This is a genomic window from Imperialibacter roseus, assembly GCF_032999765.1.
Lineage (GTDB): Bacteria > Bacteroidota > Bacteroidia > Cytophagales > Cyclobacteriaceae > Imperialibacter > Imperialibacter roseus.
The window spans coordinates 3,847,675-3,867,493 of the sequence record NZ_CP136051.1; the positions used below are offsets into that span (position 1 = coordinate 3,847,675).

The 19,819-nt window shown below is 45.1% G+C and carries 16 protein-coding genes and 1 other RNA gene; 8 read left to right on the forward strand and 9 right to left on the reverse strand.

Going from position 1 to position 19,819, the window contains the following annotated elements; all coding sequences use genetic code 11:
- Nucleotides 1–144: 144 nt before the first annotated feature.
- From RT717_RS16045 to tsaD, 4 genes are read right to left on the reverse strand one after another with little or no spacing between them, the layout of a single operon-like run.
- Nucleotides 145–663, reverse strand: a complete 519-nt coding sequence (locus tag RT717_RS16045; protein ID WP_317487399.1) for an HNH endonuclease — start codon at nucleotides 661–663, stop codon at nucleotides 145–147.
- A gap of 7 nt (nucleotides 664–670) precedes the next feature.
- Entirely contained in the window at nucleotides 671–1,447 is a 777-nt protein-coding gene (locus RT717_RS16050) for a C40 family peptidase (protein ID WP_317487400.1), read from the reverse strand.
- A gap of 5 nt (nucleotides 1,448–1,452) precedes the next feature.
- Nucleotides 1,453–1,920 (reverse strand): SsrA-binding protein SmpB, encoded by a 468-nt coding sequence (gene smpB, locus RT717_RS16055; RefSeq protein WP_317487401.1) that lies wholly within the window; start codon nucleotides 1,918–1,920, stop codon nucleotides 1,453–1,455.
- 46 nt (nucleotides 1,921–1,966) lie between these two features.
- Nucleotides 1,967–2,971, reverse strand: a complete 1,005-nt coding sequence (gene tsaD / locus RT717_RS16060; RefSeq protein ID WP_317487402.1) for a tRNA (adenosine(37)-N6)-threonylcarbamoyltransferase complex transferase subunit TsaD — start codon at nucleotides 2,969–2,971, stop codon at nucleotides 1,967–1,969.
- A gap of 9 nt (nucleotides 2,972–2,980) precedes the next feature.
- On the opposite strand from tsaD, the gene RT717_RS16065 reads away from it, so the two are divergent.
- From RT717_RS16065 to RT717_RS16090, 6 genes are all read left to right on the forward strand, one after another.
- Nucleotides 2,981–7,594: a translocation/assembly module TamB domain-containing protein gene (locus tag RT717_RS16065; protein ID WP_317487403.1), complete on the forward strand. Its 4,614-nt coding sequence runs from the start codon at nucleotides 2,981–2,983 to the stop codon at nucleotides 7,592–7,594.
- 39 nt (nucleotides 7,595–7,633) lie between these two features.
- Nucleotides 7,634–8,941 (forward strand): cryptochrome/photolyase family protein, encoded by a 1,308-nt coding sequence (locus RT717_RS16070; protein WP_317487404.1) that lies wholly within the window; start codon nucleotides 7,634–7,636, stop codon nucleotides 8,939–8,941.
- A gap of 4 nt (nucleotides 8,942–8,945) precedes the next feature.
- Nucleotides 8,946–9,911: a Smr/MutS family protein gene (locus RT717_RS16075; RefSeq protein WP_317487405.1), complete on the forward strand. Its 966-nt coding sequence runs from the start codon at nucleotides 8,946–8,948 to the stop codon at nucleotides 9,909–9,911.
- Nucleotides 9,912–9,947: 36 nt separating this feature from the next.
- A complete protein-coding gene (locus RT717_RS16080; protein WP_151998364.1) occupies nucleotides 9,948–10,346 on the forward strand; it encodes a hypothetical protein in 399 nt (132 codons plus the stop codon).
- 42 nt (nucleotides 10,347–10,388) lie between these two features.
- An RNA gene (gene rnpB, locus RT717_RS16085) (RNase P RNA component class A) lies at nucleotides 10,389–10,804 on the forward strand.
- Nucleotides 10,805–10,819: 15 nt separating this feature from the next.
- Complete coding sequence (locus tag RT717_RS16090; protein ID WP_317487406.1) at nucleotides 10,820–11,980, forward strand: sigma-54-dependent transcriptional regulator; 1,161 nt, start codon at nucleotides 10,820–10,822, stop codon at nucleotides 11,978–11,980.
- 54 nt (nucleotides 11,981–12,034) lie between these two features.
- On the opposite strand, the gene RT717_RS16095 is transcribed toward RT717_RS16090, so the two are convergent.
- Nucleotides 12,035–12,157: a hypothetical protein gene (locus tag RT717_RS16095; RefSeq protein WP_255471521.1), complete on the reverse strand. Its 123-nt coding sequence runs from the start codon at nucleotides 12,155–12,157 to the stop codon at nucleotides 12,035–12,037.
- A 95-nt stretch (nucleotides 12,158–12,252) separates the two neighbouring features.
- Nucleotides 12,253–13,245: a LuxE/PaaK family acyltransferase gene (locus RT717_RS16100; RefSeq protein ID WP_317487407.1), complete on the reverse strand. Its 993-nt coding sequence runs from the start codon at nucleotides 13,243–13,245 to the stop codon at nucleotides 12,253–12,255.
- A gap of 62 nt (nucleotides 13,246–13,307) precedes the next feature.
- Here RT717_RS16100 and RT717_RS16105 point away from each other — a divergent pair, with 62 nt between their 5' ends.
- Nucleotides 13,308–14,099: a hypothetical protein gene (locus RT717_RS16105; RefSeq protein ID WP_317487408.1), complete on the forward strand. Its 792-nt coding sequence runs from the start codon at nucleotides 13,308–13,310 to the stop codon at nucleotides 14,097–14,099.
- On the opposite strand, the gene RT717_RS16110 is transcribed toward RT717_RS16105, so the two are convergent.
- Nucleotides 14,092–16,500 (reverse strand): alpha-ketoacid dehydrogenase subunit alpha/beta, encoded by a 2,409-nt coding sequence (locus RT717_RS16110; protein ID WP_317487409.1) that lies wholly within the window; start codon nucleotides 16,498–16,500, stop codon nucleotides 14,092–14,094. The genes RT717_RS16105 and RT717_RS16110 overlap by 8 nt on opposite strands.
- A 355-nt stretch (nucleotides 16,501–16,855) precedes the next feature.
- On the opposite strand from RT717_RS16110, the gene ald reads away from it, so the two are divergent.
- Nucleotides 16,856–17,971, forward strand: coding sequence for an alanine dehydrogenase (gene ald / locus RT717_RS16115; protein ID WP_317492365.1), 1,116 nt, complete (start codon nucleotides 16,856–16,858; stop codon nucleotides 17,969–17,971).
- 58 nt (nucleotides 17,972–18,029) lie between these two features.
- On the opposite strand, the gene RT717_RS16120 is transcribed toward ald, so the two are convergent.
- A complete protein-coding gene (locus RT717_RS16120; RefSeq protein ID WP_317487410.1) occupies nucleotides 18,030–18,461 on the reverse strand; it encodes a type I restriction enzyme HsdR N-terminal domain-containing protein in 432 nt (143 codons plus the stop codon).
- Entirely contained in the window at nucleotides 18,458–19,774 is a 1,317-nt protein-coding gene (locus tag RT717_RS16125) for an MFS transporter (RefSeq protein ID WP_317487411.1), read from the reverse strand. Before RT717_RS16125 ends, RT717_RS16120 begins: the two co-directional genes overlap by 4 nt.
- Nucleotides 19,775–19,819 lie beyond the last annotated feature (45 nt).

A 19,819-nucleotide genomic window follows, 5' to 3' on the forward strand; every position in this document is an offset into this window, starting at 1 on the left:
GTCGGCCAGCCTTTGAAACATAGTTGTCGGGTCACCAAAAGCCTTTGACTTCTGCGGCAGGGCCCTAAAAATGGAAGTAACAAAGGGACAGCCACAAAAGACGGCTAGCTAGTTGGGAAGGTGTAAAGAGGGAAATGGGGAGGTTTATAGCGCCTCCGACTTGAGTTGCAAAAATGGTCGCCACTCGTCGAACACACTGCCATTGGAGGTCTTTAAAAACATGATGTAAGACGGCTTGAAAGGCTCTTTTCTAAGTTTCATCCCAACTTCAGCGGGAGCATAATCGCCTTTCTTAGCATTGCAATGTTTACAGGCAGTAACAAGATTTTTCCAGCTTGAGGTTCCGCCCTTTGAGCGAGGAACGAGGTGATCAAGGGTGAGATCCCGGTTGGTGCCGCAATACTGGCATTCGTGGTTGTCACGCCGGAAAACGTTTTGGCGGGACAGTATAACTCCTTTGTAGGGGACACTGATATACCTTGACACTTTGATGACCGACGGAGCCTGATAAGAAGTGTCCACAGTATGCAAATAAACATTGGGCACGGGCGAAATCATCTCAGCCTTATTCAAAAAGACAAGAAGAAATGCTCTCTCCACCGAACAAACAGTCAAGGGAGAATAGTCCTGATTAAGAACTAGTACATTCCTTTTTAAGCTCATGTCTCTTCTACATTTTGAGGATCCTCCTCACCGCCACTAGCTGCCCATCTCTCATTTCACTGGTTAGACCCTTGTCATCAATATTAACAATCTTCACCGAATCAGTCACTATCACTGCCTGTTCTTCTCCTATGTTGATGCCTGCCTTTATTTCATCTTTAACATTCCAAACCAGCAAATCCCCAGGCTTAGACTCGCTCCACGAATCAACCTGATCGCCCGTGGCGGCAAGTTGCTTTAGACTCCTTGGTACCGGATAGCCCACCATGCGATACACCTGCTGCACAAGTCCGATATCATCGATGCCATAAGGAGATCTTGCACCAGCTCTGTAAGGGGAGTACATATACTTCTGCAGGATTTCACGGAGAAAACCATAATCACGACGCTGACCGAGGCTTTTCGAGTTTCCGTTGAACGCCAACTGCTCCTCTATTTTGAATAGTTCATTAGTGGAAATCGGCAGCACACTTCCTATAAGGATATTCAGGTAGTGTTTCTTAAAGAAGATATTCGCTGTCAAATCCGTGCAAACTTTGTAGTCAGAGTGGTTGATCTGCTCAAAATACTCCTGTGTGATTCCATAGAAATGCACCTTCAAAATCCACCCGACCACTCCATCAAAATGGATTTTTACCTTTATCCACTTTTTGTCCTCACTTGCTTCCAAAACCTCATAGTGCTCCCCAAAAAGAAGCTCGCTTAGTTGAAGCGAGTGAAAGGAAGGTTCGCACATAACCGGCACAAGGCATAATCTACAAATTCCCTTTTCGGTCTCAGTCATAAGGTTTACAGTCTAAGTCGGTCTAGCTCTCGCTTGCTATCCCTCTCTTTGATACTTTCTCTTTTGTCATGAATTTTTTTACCCTTTGCAAGGGCAATTTCCATTTTAGCTAGTCCTTTGTCGGTCATAAAAAGCCTCACCGGCACTATGGTAAGGCCCTTTTCTTCCATTTTTGACTGCCACTTCTCGATGTCCCTCTTTTTTATCAGGAGCTTTCGCTCCCTAACAGGATCATGGTTGAAATGGGTGGCCTCGGCGTAGGGGGTAATATTCATCGCCTTGATAAAAATCTCTCCCCTATTGAAGTAACAATACGCTTCCTGCAAACTGGCTTTTCCTTCCCGAATGGACTTGATCTCAGTCCCCTTGAGCACAATGCCTGCTACAAGCGTATCAATAAACTCAAACTCAAAACGAGCCTTCTTGTTTTTGATGTTTACTGAGTTTGAAAATCGCTTATCGTCCTTTGCCATTCAATATTTAGCTGAGCATTTCTTTAAAAACTAAAATAGCATAAAATTAAAATTTCATCCTAGGCATTGGGGCAACATCCATGGATGAAAAGTCCTTTTCAAGGTATTTGAAATGGGCCGTCATGGCAATCATCGCTGCGTTGTCGGTGCAATACTCAAACTTGGGAATATAAACTTCCCAACCTAACTCAGTGCGCTGATTTTCAAGTGCTTGCCGAAGCCCTGAGTTGGCCGCCACACCTCCGGCAATGGCAATTTGCTTTATCCCGGTTTGCTTTGCGGCCTTTTTCAGCTTCTGTAAAAGCATGTGGATCAAAGTGTGCTGGATACTGGCGCAAATGTCGTTGATATTATTTTCAACAAATGTCGGGTCGGTCTTTGTTTGGTCTCTCAGGAAGTAGAGAATAGCCGTTTTTATCCCACTGAAGGAGTAGTTCAAGCCTGGCATTTCGGAGAGCGGAAATCGAAAGGCCTCCGGATTGCCTTTTTGCGCCAACTTATCGATAAACGGGCCACCGGGATAGGGCAGCTCCAGCATTTTGGCCGCTTTGTCAAACGCCTCCCCTACGGCATCGTCCTGCGTTTCTCCTATCACCTGCATGTGCATGGGTGACTCCACCAGCACTATCTGCGTGTGCCCGCCGCTTACTGTAAGGCACAGAAACGGAAATACCGGTTTTGGGTCTTCAATAAAATGCGCCAGGATATGAGCCTGCATATGATTAACGGCTATCAGAGGCACCCCCAACCCCCAGGCCATTGCCTTAGCGAAGGAGCTACCCACAAGCAAAGCACCCAATAATCCAGGTCCTTGTGTGAACGCAACGGCATCAAGTTGGTGTTTATCAATACCTGCTTCTTTTAAAGCCTGATCTACTACGGGCACAATATGCTTCTGGTGTGCTCTGGAGGCCAGTTCTGGCACTACACCACCATATCGTTGGTGAACAGATTGCGTAGCAATAATATTATTAAGAATTTTACCGTTCCTGATCACAGCGGCAGAAGTCTCATCGCACGAAGATTCGATCGCTAAGATGGTCGGGGACATACAGTTGATTTGAACTATAAAACTAAAACATCTGTCGTTTTCTATGGTATTGGGAAAGCCTTCTACTGGTTTTCACTTACCATTTTACTTTTGCTGATTGGCTTATTTATCACGCTGCAATCATCGGCTGTTCAAACATGGCTGGTTTCCTACGCCTCCAAATCCTTCTATGAACAAACAGGGCACAAAGTTACCATTGCAAAAGTGGATGTCAACTGGTTTGATGAAATTACCCTTGATAGCCTGGAAGTAAAGGACCTCCAGGATACCAGCATGATTACCATAAATAGGTTGTTGGTCGATTTTAGCCTACTTGATTTATTACGCCCCAGCCAGCTGCATTTTGACGCAGCCCGAATTACCGGAGCCGATGTGCGGCTGGTGAAGTTCGCCGACGACCAACTCGACAACATCTCCTTTCTCATCAGCCAATTACGTCCCAAAGACACTACTGCCCGAACTTCTCTGCCACGTCCGATAAGTGTGAGCCGGATCAAGCTGGAGAAAAGCCGGTTCTCTCTCAACGACATGAGAAAGGACAGCATTGAGGTAGGCTTCAACTACTACCAGTTTACCATCGATAGCATATTCAGCGACCTTAGCAACTTCTACCAACGGCTGGATACGGTCAAGTTCAGGGTAGACAAGCTGGCCGCAGGTGAGAAAAGCAAAAAGCTGAAGGTCAACAGCCTCCAAACAAACTTTCTGCTTACCTACCAAACAATGGAACTCTCTGACTTGGACCTGTATACGCAACACAGCCACTTGCAGGACTATGTTAAGTTTGAGTTTTCCAACCCTTCTAACCTCACCTATTTTGTTGACAGCGTCAACATAATAGCTCATTTCGACAGCACGACAATTAGTAACCGGGACCTGCGACACTTTTCGCCCTACCTTGAAAAGTACGATGATACTTATTCCATATCAGGCGATTTCAGCGGAGGAGTTACCAATTTTAGCTTGAAGAAGTTCAGCCTGTATTTTGGTGACAACAGTCAGCTCTTTGGCAATGCAAGCTTCAACGGCTTGCCCAACTTTATGGAAACCTTTATTGACCTCCGACTTGATAAATCGACGCTACTCGCCAATGACCTTGGCATGTATATGAATCAGCAAGACTATTACATATTGAATCGCCTCGGTTTCATTAGGTTCGATGGCAGGTTCATTGGTTTTCCTACCGACTTTGTGGCCAACGGGAGTTTTGATTCAAGGCTGGGAAGTGCTAAATCCGATGTCAACCTGAAGCTACCTAGCACACCGGAAAAGGCAGTTTACAGCGGCTCCCTTACAGTCAGAAACCTAAACCTGGGCACTTTAGCAGGCGACTCCGAACTTCTCCAAAAAGTAAGCTTTTCCGGCAGTGTCTCCGGCAAAGGCCTCACACCATCATCTGCTGATTTTTACCTGAAAGGCAACATACAAAAATTCGGGCTCAAGGGCTACGAATACGTGAACATCAAAACTGATGCACGACTGGCAGCAAGCTTTTTTGAGGGAAAGCTCAGTATTGATGACCCTAATGTAAAACTTCAGGTCGAAGGCTCGTTTGATTTCAGAAACCAGCTCAACAAATTCAAAGCGAACGCATCACTTGACACACTCTTCCTTTATCCTCTCCAGCTTACTTCCAACGATGTATTTCTCAGGGGGCAAGTTGACCTTGATTTTCAGGGACTTGAAATCGATAGTATTACGGGTAGTGCGGCTATACATAACCTACTGCTTGAAGTTGACGGAAAGCAGTTCAAGGCGGATAGTATTCTCGCTACATCACAAAGGAGCGGAATACAGCGTTCGTTCAATATTCTGTCAGAGCATTTGAGTTTAAGTGCTGAGGGTAACTTTGATTACACAACCCTATTTGCGGATTTATCGGAAACATTTAACGAATATGAGCTGGCCTTTAGAAATAATAGCGACGACATTGAAAGCTACTACGCCAACAAACCAAAAAAAGAAGTATCTCCGTATAAGGTAAGCATCAACGCCACTCTTACCAACATTAACCCGCTGACCGATCTTTTCATCAAAGATTTTTATATCGCCAAAGAGACCAAGATTGAAGCGAACTTTAATAAAAATATTTCATCGGTTGCTTCCTTTTATAGCGCCATCGATACCCTAGCCTTCAGGGAGTTCTCCTTTATAGGAAACGAAATAGATATCAACACCAGCAAAGCGGCAGACAGCACTGACGTGCTATCGATGTTTTACATATCGTCGATGCGACAGCTACTCAAAAACAGAGATATTACTCAAAACAACTACGTAGAGGCGATCTGGAGTAATAACAAAATTGATTTTCAAACCAACGTAGAGCAGCTCAACACCAACAACTACGCCCGGGTATACGGGGATCTTCAATTTCTTCCAGACAGGACAATTATCACTGTATACCCTTCTGATCTTCAGGTGCTTGAGGGAAAGTGGCAGTTTTCAGACAACAACCAGATTGTGATCACAGATGAAGCGATTGCCTTTGAAAACCTGAAGCTTTCGGCGGGCAGTCAGGAAGTGGAACTGACTGGCTATATCAGCGACTCCACAAATATTCCGCTACGGGGACGGGTCACGAATTTTGCTCTCTCTAACCTCAACCCGCTCACGACTGTTCCTCTGGACGGAGTGGTAAACGGGCATGCCACTCTTATTAACTACGGGGAGGGCTCCATTGTTGAAAGCGACCTCAAAATTGATAACTTCTTTGTCGATAGATTTTTAGTCGGAAACCTGACCGGTAAATCGTCATGGAACGATGCATCCAAACAAATACTATCTAGGCTTACCGTAATCAGGGAAGGCAAAAATATCATTGGGCTTAATGGCTACTATGCCCCACTCGACAGCATAAGCCCGCTCAACTTCACTGCCGACTTCGACAATGCTAGCATTAATATCCTGGAGCCATTTATCGAGGAAAACTTTAATGAAATCAAAGGCACCGCCACAGGAAAATTCAGGATTTCAGGCAGCCCCACCTATCCCATCCTCCGAGGGACCGGGACGCTACGCAATGGGGCAGGAAGGATCAAGTACCTCAACACTACATATAGCTTCAATGGAGATATATTCTTTGACGACAACGAAATAGGTGTCCGAAACCTCGACGTCCGAGACGAGCAGGATCATCGTGCTTCATTGAATGGAGGTATTTTCCACGATGGATTTAGAGACTTTGTGCTGGACTTAGAAGGGCAGTTGAATAACTTTCAGGTACTTAACACATCCGCTGCCGACAATTCCCTGTACTACGGCACCGCTTATGCCACGGGCTCAATCAACTTTTTGGGTGCTATATCCAACCTCAATATTAGCGCAAAAGCTACCACAAATAGAAATACACGGATTTTCATTCCGCTTGACGAAAGCTCCGACGTACAGGTTGAGGACTTCATCTCATTCGTGAACTTTAGCGACACAACCAAAGTAGCAGATGAAGAATCGGGTATTGACGAAGAGAAGTTTTCTAATATCCGCCTCGATTTCGACCTTGACATTACGCCTGACGCATATTGCGAGCTTATCTTCGACATAAAATCCGGCGACATCATACGGGGCAGAGGCAACGGCAAGCTCAACATGCAAATTGACACCAACGGGGATTTCTATATGTTTGGTGATCTTGAAATCGAGGAAGGGGGGTATAATTTCACCCTTTACAATATCATCAATAAAGAATTTGAGATCGTTAGCGGAAGTAGCATCTCCTGGTCAGGCGATCCCTACAAAGCTCAGATGGACATTACTGCGGGCTATCGGCAAAACGCATTGTTATCCCCAATTCTAACCAATATAGATAGCGCTACGCTAAATACGCCTGAGCTGAAGAGACGGTATCCTACAAACGTACAAATGAAGCTCAATGGGGATTTGATGTCACCAGACATCGCCTTCGATATTCAGATAACAGGCTACCCCGAGACCGCCGGCGCCAATAGTTATCCTTTAGGCACCACCATCCAGGGCTTCAAAAATACAGTTAAGACTGATGAGCAGGAAATGAAACGCCAGGTGTTCAGTTTGATCATTCTTCGACGTTTTTCACCAATCAATAGCTTCAACGTTGGCACCAATTCCATCGGCAGTAGTGTGAGTGAATTTGTCTCCAACCAGCTCAGCTATTGGATCTCTCAGGTGGACGAGAACCTTGAAATCGACATCGACCTGGCCAGCCTTGACAACGATGCCTACAACACGTTTCAACTTCGGCTGGCCTACACATTTTTGGATGGCCGACTGCGGGTTTCCAGAGATGGGGGCGTTACCAGCACCACTACCCGCAACGAATTGGGAGCCATTATGGGCGACTGGACCCTTGAGTACCTGCTTACACCTGACGGGAAATTGAGAGCCAAAATGTACTCCAGAACCAGCGTCAACAGCCTCACACAAAACATAAGTAACCAAACCAATACCAAAGCGGGGTTCAGCCTTCAGTACATCCGAAGCTTCAACAACTTCAAAGACTTGATGCAAGACGTTCGTGTTAAAAACAGGGAAGAAACTGACCCGCAGGAAGAAGACAAAAAGACCTCATTCAACTTCAATTCGGATAAAATAAAGCAAGAGGAAGACGAAGCAAGCGGCCACCCCTTCTTCAATTTTTTTGAGCTTTAATAACTAAATAACCACTGCGTAGTTAGTTAAGAAAAACTTATGCCAACGCATCCGGCTGTCAATATTTTCTGGTTCCGGCGAGACCTTCGCTTTACCGATAATGCAGGGCTTTTCTACGCACTGAAAGAGGAGACGCCAGTTCTTCCGGTCTTCATTTTTGATCCCCACATATTATCGAAACTTGAAGAAAAGGCTGATGCCAGGGTTTCTTTCATTCAAAGCACCCTGTTGAGGCTGAAGAAGCAGCTAGAAGACCACGGAAGCTCAATGCGCATCCTGTATGCTTCACCTGAAGCAGCATTTTCGCAACTGGCGGCAGAATTCGACCTCAAAGCGGTCTACACCAACCGGGACTACGAACCCTATGCCAACGAAAGGGACGCCACAGTCCGCTCACTACTCAAGGAAAAAGGGATAGGATTCTATTCTTTCAAAGACCAGGTGATTTTTGAAAAGGAAGAAATACTAACTGACACTAGTGGAGTATATAAGGTGTTCACCCCTTACAAAAACAAATGGCTGGCTAAGTGGCAAAACTTACAATTGGAAGAGTTTTTCATCAATCCTTCATCAGCGAATTTCCACGAAACCAAACCTTATCCTGTTCCCACCTTACAGGAAATGGGCTTCGCAAAGAGCTCAATTATCATTCCGCCGTCGACGTTCGATGAGTCGGTTATTGCCGCCTATGACAAGAAACGTGACTTCCCTGCCATCGAAGGCACGTCCCGCCTCGGCATTCATCTGCGGCATGGCACTATCAGCATACGGGCAGCTGTGAAAAAAGCAGCGACCCTTAATCAAACCTGGTTGAATGAGCTTATATGGAGGGAATTCTATCAAATGATTTTGTCCAACTTTCCTCACGTGGTGCACAACGCTTTCAAACCTCAATACGACCTCATTCCATGGAGAAACGATGAGGAGCAATTCCAGAAATGGTGTGAGGGAATGACCGGCTACCAAATAGTAGATGCGGGCATGAGGGAATTAAACACCACAGGGTATATGCACAACAGAGTGCGCATGGTAGTAGCCAGCTTCCTTACCAAGCACTTGCTGATCGACTGGCGATGGGGCGAGGCCTGGTTTGCCAGGAAACTATTAGACTTTGAACTAGCCTCCAACAATGGCGGCTGGCAATGGGCGGCGGGCACAGGCACCGACGCTCAACCATATTTCAGGGTGTTCAACCCGGAGTCACAAACAGACAAGTTTGACAAGGACAAAGCATATATCCGCCAATGGGTGCCGGAATATGACAGCAAAAATTACATAAAACCGATTGTTGAACATAAATTTGCCAGACAAAGAGCCATAGAAACTTACAAAGCGGCGTTAAAGTAACTGTATGAACATAGGGGACAAAGTAAGGCTTCTGAGAGGAACTGAAGAGGGAGTTATTATCAGGGTGATTAACGAAAACACCTATGAAATAGAAATAGAAGACGGCTTTTCCTTCCCCGTGCTTAAGAGTGAGGTCGTTTTGGTAAGTAAAACGGAAGCAGAGCACTTCAAAAGGGATAGCTCTGCACAGCAAAGTTCTTCCGGCCAAAAAACATTCGTTAAAGAGACCCAGGCAGTTGCCGAAAAAGGAATCTACCTTGGCTTTGAGCCGAAGGGAGATATTTTCACAGTCTGGATGATCAATAACACAGATTACGAGCTGGTTTTCAAGATAGATGAGCTGATGAAGGGCACCACACTAGGATTACACGCCGGTCACCTGGAGGCAAAGTCGAGCCAGGCAATAGCATCCAAGTCTTCTCAAAACTTCGACAACTGGTCGGACATGCAATTTACCTGCATGTATTTCCAAAAAGGAATCTACAAAAGTAAGCCTATGCTGAGCAGGGTTGTCTCATTCAAAGCAGCAGCTTTCATGCATAAGAAGGGTACGATTCCCATGACCTCGAAGGAAGGATATGTTTATCAGTTGGATGATAATCCTGCAAAAATTAATGCTGATGAGATAAAAAACAGCATGCTTTCTGCCAAAGCAGCGCCAGCGCCGAAAACAGACCAAAAACCTGGCTCGCACGAGGTAGATTTACACATGGAGAAATTAACAGGGCAAAAAGAAGAGGTGCCTACCTCGCAGGCTCTCTCCTACCAACTAGCCGTTTTTGAGAAAGAACTGGACTCAGCCATCGCAGCTGGCCGAGACGAGATAACGTTTATTCATGGCGTAGGAAACGGTGTTCTGCGTGAAGAAATCCACAAAAGGCTAAGTAAAATGAAAAATATCTTGTACTTTCAGGATGCCCAGAAACAAAGGTTTGGCTATGGCGCTACACTTATCAAATTAAAAGACTAACTAGCATTTTTTAAGCCTAAAATAAAACATAATACTATGGACGTAAGAAAGTTGATGGAGGAACTTGCCTCTGAAATTAACGGCCAATATTCAGAATATGACGATAATCGATCAGTTGTGATCGTTCCTCTTCCCGACGGTAGGTTCCAATCGGTGCGTGGTGGCAAAATTGACAACAAAAAGTATGGCAAGAGTGTCATTCAGATACTGTCCAGAGTATGTCGTACCGCCGAAAAAATTGATTATACCAAAGTGCTTGCGCACAACGTTGACCTTATCAATTCTAAGTTTGTGGTGCTTGGCGATTTCCTAATGGTGGAAACCACATTGTTTGACGACACAGTACCTCCTCAGAAATTGAAGGAAATGATACTCGAAACAGCTAAGCTAGCCGATGAATGGGAACTTGCCATTACTGGCAAAGACGTCAACTAAGAAGCATCTTTTAGTTATCAAATAAGTTTAACTATTTAGGAAAATGTGATCCGCCTTATCGCCTTGTTCAGAAAGTATTCTGAGCGGGGAGGAAAGTCCGGGCAATGCAGAGCGCCGTACTTCCTAACAGGAAGGAGCATTGTTGGCGACGACAGTGCTACAGACAGTGCAACAGAAAATAAACTACCCGTAATGCTTCTGCATTGGGGGAAAAGGTGAAAAGGTGGGGTAAGAGCCCACCGCTCCAATGGTGACATTGGGGGCACGGTAAACCTTACGGATTGAAAGATCAAATATGCCATGATTCAGGGGCTGCTCGTCCCTGCAGGTTGCTTCGGCGGCCTCGTTGTGGTGGGTAGATTGATAGAACCAGGCGGTGACGCCTGGTCCAGATAAATGATAAGGGTCTCCCGACTTGTCGGGAGGCACAGAACCCGGCTTACAGGATCATATTTTCCTATTTTCATTAACCTATGGCAAAAATTCTAATAGTAGACGACGAGAAATCTATTCGCTCTACCCTCCGGGAAATTCTTGAGTACGAAAAATTCAAAATTGACGAAGCGAAAGATGGTGAAGAAGGCCTTGAAATGCTCAAACAGGGATCGTACGACCTCGTTCTTTGCGATATAAAAATGCCCAAAATGGATGGTCTTGAATTGCTTCACAAGGCAATGGAGGAGGGAATTGACGCACCATTCATTATGATTTCGGCTCATGGCACGATAGATAGCGCTGTGGAAGCGACCAAGAAAGGAGCTTTCGACTTCCTTCAAAAACCGCTGGATCTAAACAGGCTGCTGGTCACTTTGAGAAATGCGCTGGATCGGAAGGAACTGGTGAATGAGACCAGGGTGCTGAAGAAAAAAATAAGCAAGACTTTCGATATCGTGGGCGAGTCGCCAAAGATTGAGGAGGTCAAAGCAATGATTGAAAAGGTGGCCCCCACTGATGCAAGAGTGCTGATTACAGGCCCGAACGGTACGGGCAAGGAGCTGGTTGCCAAATGGATTCACGAAAAAAGCAATCGCTCGTCGGGCCCGATGGTTGAGGTAAACTGCGCAGCCATTCCATCCGAACTAATTGAGAGTGAGCTTTTCGGCCACGAGAAGGGCTCCTTCACCTCCGCTGTAAAGCAACGGATTGGGAAGTTTGAGCAGGCTATCGGAGGCACGCTATTCCTTGACGAAATTGGCGACATGAGCCTTTCGGCACAGGCCAAAGTTCTGCGTGCCTTACAGGAAAATAGAATTACCCGGGTAGGTGGCGAGAAGGAAGTAAAGGTAGACGTAAGAGTAGTGGCTGCTACCAATAAGGACTTGAAAAAGGCTATTGCCGAAAATCAGTTTAGAGAAGACCTCTATCACCGGCTGAGCGTAATCATCATTCAGGTGCCTGCGCTAAAAGATCGTAAAGACGATATTCCACTACTCGTTGATAGGTTTATTGCAGACATTTCGGCCGAATACGGGTGGGCACCAAAACCAATAGACGATGCGGCCATTAAGCAGCTACAGCAATTTGAGTGGACGGGAAATATCAGGGAATTAAGAAATGTGACGGAGCGGCTGATGATCATGTCATCAAACACCATATCAGAAATGGATGTAAAAAAATATGCGGTACTTACTTAGTAAGAACCGCATATATTCTTTCAATAATTTCCAACCAGGTCGAGTACTTTCCAATTAAAGCCTTTGAGCAGGCTTTTCTTTCTGCACGTCCGACTTAGCGTAAGTAGGACACGTCTTCTGAGTACAAGCACCAAGCATGAAAACAGCTACAGCAAACAACAGTAATTTAATTTTCATAACGAAACGGCTTTACTTAGGTTCTTAGAAGCTCTAAGATATATATATCTACACATATATCAAAACACTTTAAGTTCCCAAGCATAAGGTAATGGCTATTGTATCAGTAAATTGCAGCCCCTCACATCCGAATTATCAAACCTGCCAAGCACTTCAAAATCCCCTTTCGTGTTAGTTATTCGGCCCAAATCCTTTGTTTCAATAAAGCAGCAAGAATGAATATTTCCAAGGTCAATAATATTTAAACCTCCCGCTCTTTTTTCCTGCAGATACGAAAACGGATCATTAATATCACGAACCATCACCTTCATCGACCTTGGGCAAACGAAGCCTGCTCCTCCATCCGAATATGCCTGCGACATTAACTCTGTCATCCCATACTCCGAGTGTATCCGCTCCACATTTAATCGCTCTCTCAACAAGGTGTGCAACTCAGGCCTTGTCAGCTCCTTCCCTCTCCCCTTCATGCCTCCGGTTTCCATTACAATAAAGTCACTCAGGTCAAGCTGATGCCTTTCAGAGAGATCAATTAGGGCGAAAGTAACTCCAATTAGCAGCTTTTTGCCATCCTGCCGTTTGAGTTTTTCTATCACGCTTAAAAGGGTACTGTCATCCCTCAAAAAGAATCCAGAGAACTTTGAGCCTGTGAGCTTTATGAAGTGCTCAATCATGTAGATGAGTGAGGATCCGCTCCTTTCAAGGTAAGACGGCAGCAAGGCAACAATATGAAAATTTGAGAGTGCCCCATACGTTGACTCAAATATTTCCTTCGTTAATTTCTTATAGAATAGAGGATCATCGAGGTAATGGGAGCTTTGCACGGAACCAGTGGTGCCGCTACTGGAAAACATAAGGGAAGAACCCCATTCGCCTGTCTTTATAGCATGATTCTTGAAAAATTCAATCGGAAGAAAGGGAATGTCTTCCAACCGGCTGATTTTTTTGGGGTCTTTAGCTAAGTATGAAATATACTTTTTGTAGACGGGATTGTGTTGGGCCTGCCATTTAAAAATATCCAGAGCGAGGACAGTAAAATGATCATTATTCAGGTTTAAAAGGCGGTTTCTAAAACTAAGAAGCTCGGACATGTGTTTAAATTGCGAAAGATGATCCAATTTTAATAATTTTATGAGGTAAGTAAGCGATGGAAATGAAGAATAGATTATTAAAAAGTATTATCCTTGGTGTGGTAGTGATGGGCTTAGCGTGGGCATGCCAGCCACCAGACGAGCTCCCCATCATTCCAAAAATATCCTACAACAGGGTTGAGTTTTTTGACCAGGCCGCTGGCTCAGATTCGCTTGTTCTATATATCAATTTTGAAGATGGAGACGGCGACATTGGGCTGAGAAGCACTGAAGACAGCTACCCATACCATCCATTTAATTACATTATCGACGCCGATAGGAGACTTGTCTATTTCGGAGAAACAGACTATAAGCTCCCCTTCTATAGTGTTCCTTTGGTGGTTTCCGGGGGGCAATTTAGACCTCTTGAGAAAGAGAAATTATTTTCAGAAACAGACACGAGACGACCGTTTAATTGTGAACAATATGAAGTCATAAAATTCAACCTTGATAATACTGGCACCAATACAGAAATAGACACTTTCTTTATTCAGAAGAATCCCAACAATAACAATATTTATGTGGACTTCTACAGAAAGGTAAATGGTAATTATGAGTTTCTCGATTGGGCAAGTGTGTTTTCAACTACCGGCTGCGGCACAAATTTCAACGCCAGGTTTCCAATCTTCGACACTGACAATCTAGGAAAATCGCTTTCAGGCACGCTTCGCTATTCGATGTTATCTGCTGGATTCGGCATCGTATTAAAGAAAGATACGTTTAAGCTAAAAGTCTACATCAAGGATCGTGCTCTTCACGACAGCAATGTGATAGAAAGCCCAGACTTGACGCTTGACAATATCACGCTCAATTAAATATCTCAGGGTATTTTTCTGGGTCGGCTTCTGCCATCAATTCATACACCTTGTCGAAAACATTCTCCACATTGGGCTTGGAGAAATAATCGCCGTCTGAGCTATAGGCCGGCCTGTGCTCGGCGGAGGTAATCGTACCAGGTTGGGAATCAAGGTATTTGTACCCCCCCTGCTCTTCGAGCACTTTCTGCATCATATAAGCAGAGGCCCCACCCGGCACGTCTTCATCAGCAAAAATGATGCGATTAGTTTTTTTCAACGACTCAACAATCGAATGGTGCAGGTCAAAAGGCATTAACGACTGCACATCAATCACTTCGCAGGAGACACCATATTCTTCAAGGAGCTCGGCTGCTTCCATCACAATCCTGCACATGGAACCGTAAGTCACAATGGTCACATCAGATCCTTCCCTTATTACCTCAGGAACCCCAAGCGGCGTTTTTATATCATCTATATTTTCCGGAAGTCTTTCCTTGAGTCTGTACCCATTCAAGCACTCGATCACTATCGCAGTGTCATCAGAGGCCAGCAAAGTGTTATAAAAGCCAGCTGCTTTGGTCATGTTCCTCGGCACAAGCAGATAGATGCCTCTGAGAGACCCCATGATCATACTCATAGGTGAACCCGAATGCCAAACACCTTCCAGTCGATGACCTCGTGTTCTTATAATCACGGGAGCCTTCTGGCCTCCCTTTGTTCTGTACTGAAGGGTTGCCAGGTCATCTGACAAGGTTTGCAATGTAAATATCAGGTAGTCCAAATATTGTACTTCCGCAATAGGCTTCAACCCTCTCATGGCGGCGCCAATGCCTTGGCCTATGATGGTACTTTCCCGTATTCCTGTGTCGGTTACACGAATCTCGCCATGCTTTGCTTGTAGCCCTGCAAAGCCCTGGTTCACGTCACCAATTTGCCCCACATCTTCTCCTATCGCAAATATTCTAGGATCCCTGCTAAATGCATGGTCAAAGAAAGCCTGAAGTACTTCTCTACCGTCAACTATCACACTGTCATCGTTGTAAACAGGTGCCACTTCCTTCACATTAACAGCCCTTTGCTCCGACTCGCTATACAAATGGCTGCTGTACTGCTCAAGGTGCTCTGCATTCTTGATCTTCAGCCAATTGATGAGATGCTGTCTCTCTTCGTATTTCTCACCTCGCATAAGGTACAAAGAGCGCTTAACAGCCTTCACCACGTCCATCTTCAATGGATTCAGCGTTTTCTCCAGCGCCTTGTTGATAGCACTGATTTTCGCTCCATTTTTACTAACGCCTGCGGCATTGGCAAGGAGATTAGATGCCCCCTTCAGGTCTTCCTTGATACTGGCTACGTAAGCCTTCCATGCCTCATTCTTATCGGTCTTAGCCTTCTCCCTGGCATTTTCCTCCAGCCTTTCGAGGTGCTCCAAAGTGGCCATCTCATTTTCCAATATCCACTCTCGAAACTTTTTTATGCAGTCAAACTCCTCTTCCCATGCAAGTCTTTCTTTCGACTTGTATCTTTCCTGCGACCCCGAAGTCGAATGCCCCTGAGGCTGCGTCATCTCTTTTACGTGAACGAGCACCGGAACATGCTCATCCCTGGCAACCCTACCTGCATGGCGGTACGCCTGAACCAGCTTCTCGTAGTCCCAGCCATTCACCACAATGATTTCATACCCATTTTCGGAGTTATTCCGCTGGAAGCCAGCCAGAACTTTAGAAATATCTGATTTAGTAGTATGATATTCCGCAGGCACTGAAATTCCATACTCATCATCCCAAATAGAAATGACCATAGGCACCTGCAGCACCCCGCCAGCGTTGATTGTTTCGAAGAAGTGTCCTTCCGATGTGGATGCGTTCCCTATAGTGCCCCAGGCTACTTCGTTACCGTCAATGGAAAAGTCTTCAAAGTGCTTAAGTGCAGGATTGTTTCTGTAAAGTTTGGAGGCGTAAGCGAGGCCAAGCAGACGTGGCATTTGCCCCGCTGTGCATGAAATATCCGAACTGGAGTTTTTCATGTCTGTCTGCGTTTTCCACTCTCCCTTTTCGTTAAGGTACCGGGTAGAAAAATGACTGTTCATCAGACGGCCGCCAGAAGAGGGGTCGGCAGAAAGGTCGGTGTGAGCATAAAGCTGAGCAAAGAATTGCTGGATCGTGAGCTGGCCGATGGCCATCATAAATGTTTGATCCCTATAGTAACCAGACCTGAAATCGCCATTTTTGAATACTTTGGCCATCGCTACCTGAGCGAGTTCTTTGCCATCACCAAAAATACCAAACTTCGCCTTGCCCATGAAAACTTCCTTCCTTCCCATCAAACTAGCTTCACGGCTTTCGCAAACCAAAAGGTAGTCGTCGAGAATTTCGGCAACAGGCACGCTAATTTCTTTCTTAGTCTTTACTACACTCACTATTATGCTGATTTAGAGGATAATGTTGTCGATTGCAATGAACGGACTCTGAAAAGAGGTATTTCAAATATAAGCATAAAATTACACGTTTTCAATTTTGTCAATCGCACAAAAAAAATACAACTACCTGATAATCAGTAGAAATTGTGGTTTTTAAGGAATAAAATTTTTGCAAATGACCCTTCGGGCAAAGAATAGTTTGCCGGGGTTAACCGGCGGGAAATTTTAGCATTATTCAATGAAAGGGGGACGATTTTGTCAACTTCGAAAATCGAAGAGTTTCAAAACAAATATTGCATTCATGTTCATATATTTGTTGCCTTTCCAAAAAGCGACATTAACTAACAATACGATCATGATTATTGGGGTTCCTAAGGAGATTAAAAACAATGAAAACAGGGTTGCATTGACCCCTGCTGGCGTAACTGAATTATTAAAGAGAGGGCATGAGGTACACGTGCAAGCTACCGCAGGAGAAGGCAGCGGGTTCACTGATGATTCTTACAAAGAAGCCGGTGCCAACATACTTCCGACTATTGAAGCTACCTACCAGAAAGCTGAGATGATCATGAAAGTGAAGGAGCCTATCGAGGCAGAGTATTCGCTTATCAAGAAGGATCAATTGCTATTTACCTATTTTCACTTTGCCTCATACGAACCTCTCACTCATGCCATGATAAAGAGTGGGGCTGTTTGCCTTGCTTATGAGACCGTTGAAAAAGCAAATGGCACACTACCTCTTCTGATCCCTATGTCAGAAGTAGCAGGTAGAATGTCGATCCAACAGGGTGCCAAGTTTCTGGAGAAACCAATGAAGGGCCGTGGCATTCTGCTGGGAGGTGTACCTGGAGTTCGCCCGGCAAAAGTGATGATCCTGGGTGGTGGCGTAGTGGGTACTGAAGCAGCAAAAATGGCTGCGGGGCTCGGTGCTGACGTAATCATACTTGATCTGAGCCTCCCAAGGCTACGCTACCTGGATGACGTTATGCCTGCCAATGTAAAGACCCTGATGAGCAATGAATACAACATCCGTGAACTCATCAAGGATCATGATCTTATTATAGGTGCCGTACTTATTCCAGGCGCAAAGGCTCCAAAGCTCATCACCAAAGATATGCTGAAGGAAATGCGCCCAGGCACTGTGATGGTGGATGTGGCGGTAGATCAGGGTGGCTGCTTCGAAACTACCAAGCCAACTACTCACCAGGATCCGGTTTTCATCATCGATGATGTCATTCACTATTGCGTCGCCAATATGCCTGGTGCTGTTCCTTATACTTCCACACTGGCGCTGACCAATGCCACACTGCCCTATGCTATTCAGCTGGCCGGCAAGGGATGGAAAACAGCCTGTAAGGAAAACAATGAACTGAAGCTTGGCTTGAATGTGATCAACGGAAAAGTGGTATACCAGGCAGTATCAGAAGCTTTTAATCTGGATTATACCGACGTAAACACATTCCTGAATTAAATCGATCTGAAGAGGTTATTGAAGAAGAGGTTGTTCCTTCGGCGGACAACCTCTTTTTTTATTTATAAGGGGGAATATTATCAAGTGTTTTAAGGATATTCTTTTCCCTTTCCACCTGAAGACAAATCATTTCCTTTCCGTTGGTGATCACCAAAATGTTTGCGTCCAACTCTTTGTTATAAGTCGACACCTGAAATATTGTTTCACGACTTAGCTTCACATCAGGCGCTTTACACTCCACCAGGATATGAGGCTTGCCGTTGTTGTCATACACTACAAGGTCTGTTCGCTTCTGCCTTTTGTTGTAGTGCAAGCCCGCTTCTATTGACATCAAACCTTTTGGGTAGTGGAGTTCAGCTATCAGATAATTCACCATCTGCTGCCTGACCGCTTCTTCGGGCGTCCAAACGAGGTACTTCCGTCTAAGAAGGTCATAAATGAGCGTCTGTCCGTCCTTTTCAATTACAAGCGGCCTGGTTTCCTTGCTCATCTAGCTTCTTCCGCTTTCGGAAGCCTGATAACGTTGAAATTAGTTTGTCTCAAGAAAAGGAGACCCAAAATAAAAAAGGTTGCAAGGGCCAGCGTGCTGTTTCGCATGCTTCCTGTGAGTTGCTCTATCAACCCATAAGCAAATGTACCGATCACAATTGACAGCTTTTCCGTTACGTCATAGAAGCTAAAGTATGAAGCATGGTCAATGGTGTTTTCCGGTATCAGCTTAGAAAATGCCGACCGGGACTGGGACTGTATACCCCCCATCACTAACCCGACAACAGTGGCTACTACATAGAATTGCATAGCGGAAGTAACAAAGTATGCCCCAAGGCAAACCAAAATCCAGATCACAACCATTATCGACAACGATATTTTGTTCCCCTTTACCTTGGATACATAGGCGAACAAATATGACCCAGCCACGGCTACCACTTGTATGATCAACACCGTAAGAATTAGTTTTTCACCCGGTAGCTTCAATTCTTTGTCGCCAAAAGTTGCGGCCAAAAACATGACGGTTTGTACCCCCATGTTGTAGAAAAAGAAAGCCTTCAGGTAACGTCGCATAGAAGGTAAGTCTTTTAGAGATCTAAACACCTTCCTCACTTCCTTGTACCCATGTGCCAGCAGCTTTCCGGCAGGTTTCCGATTGTAGGGATTTGTTGGCAGATAGTGAAAGGGAATAAGCGAAAACCCCAACCACCAGACGCCTACCAGCAGAAAGGCAAATCGTGACGCTGCTCCCCCATTAGCAAACCCAAACCAATCGGGAAAAGTAATGGAGATAAGGTTAAACAAAAGCAGCAACAGGCTACCGGCATACCCCATGGCGTACCCCTTGGCGCTTACGATATCATACCTGTCGGAGGTGGTGATTTCAGGCAAAAAGGCGTTGTAAAAAACCAGGCTGCCCGAGTAGCCAATACTGGCGACAATCGAAGCAAAAATACCAAGTTCTATATTGCTCCCATCAAAGAAATAAAGCGTTATGCATGCCGCTGCTCCGATGTAGGTGAAGATGCGAAGAAAAAGCTTCTTCATCCCACCATAATCTGCAATACCCGATAGTAAAGGTGAAAAGAGCGCTATAGCTAAAAATGAAAAGGAAATCGAGTATGAATAAAGGACAGTGTTGGTGATTGTCAGCCCCAAAAACTGCACCTGCTCACCACCAAAGAAGTTTCTTGTGACGCTACTATAGTAAACTGGGAAAATGGTACTGGTAATCACCAGGTTGTAGACCGAATTAGACCAGTCGTACATGCACCAGGCATTCACCACCTTGTTGTTCTTAAGGTTCAGGTTCATGGCAAAAAAAAAGTCTTCCCCAAAGGAAAGACTTTTATATGATTA

Bases quoted from the DNA above. Each gene is read 5' to 3' on its own strand.
- RT717_RS16045 (WP_317487399.1), bottom strand. From the start codon at position 663: ATGAGCTTAAAAAGGAATGTACTAGTTCTTAATCAGGACTATTCTCCC.
- RT717_RS16050 (WP_317487400.1), bottom strand. From the start codon at position 1,447: ATGACTGAGACCGAAAAGGGAATTTGTAGATTATGCCTTGTGCCGGTT.
- smpB (WP_317487401.1), bottom strand. From the start codon at position 1,920: ATGGCAAAGGACGATAAGCGATTTTCAAACTCAGTAAACATCAAAAAC.
- tsaD (WP_317487402.1), bottom strand. From the start codon at position 2,971: ATGTCCCCGACCATCTTAGCGATCGAATCTTCGTGCGATGAGACTTCT.
- RT717_RS16070 (WP_317487404.1), top strand. From the start codon at position 7,634: ATGCCAACGCATCCGGCTGTCAATATTTTCTGGTTCCGGCGAGACCTT.
- RT717_RS16075 (WP_317487405.1), top strand. From the start codon at position 8,946: ATGAACATAGGGGACAAAGTAAGGCTTCTGAGAGGAACTGAAGAGGGA.
- RT717_RS16080 (WP_151998364.1), top strand. From the start codon at position 9,948: ATGGACGTAAGAAAGTTGATGGAGGAACTTGCCTCTGAAATTAACGGC.
- RT717_RS16090 (WP_317487406.1), top strand. From the start codon at position 10,820: ATGGCAAAAATTCTAATAGTAGACGACGAGAAATCTATTCGCTCTACC.
- RT717_RS16095 (WP_255471521.1), bottom strand. From the start codon at position 12,157: ATGAAAATTAAATTACTGTTGTTTGCTGTAGCTGTTTTCATGCTTGGT.
- RT717_RS16100 (WP_317487407.1), bottom strand. From the start codon at position 13,245: ATGTCCGAGCTTCTTAGTTTTAGAAACCGCCTTTTAAACCTGAATAAT.
- RT717_RS16105 (WP_317487408.1), top strand. From the start codon at position 13,308: ATGAAGAATAGATTATTAAAAAGTATTATCCTTGGTGTGGTAGTGATG.
- ald (WP_317492365.1), top strand. From the start codon at position 16,856: ATGATTATTGGGGTTCCTAAGGAGATTAAAAACAATGAAAACAGGGTT.
- RT717_RS16120 (WP_317487410.1), bottom strand. From the start codon at position 18,461: ATGAGCAAGGAAACCAGGCCGCTTGTAATTGAAAAGGACGGACAGACG.
- RT717_RS16125 (WP_317487411.1), bottom strand. From the start codon at position 19,774: ATGAACCTGAACCTTAAGAACAACAAGGTGGTGAATGCCTGGTGCATG.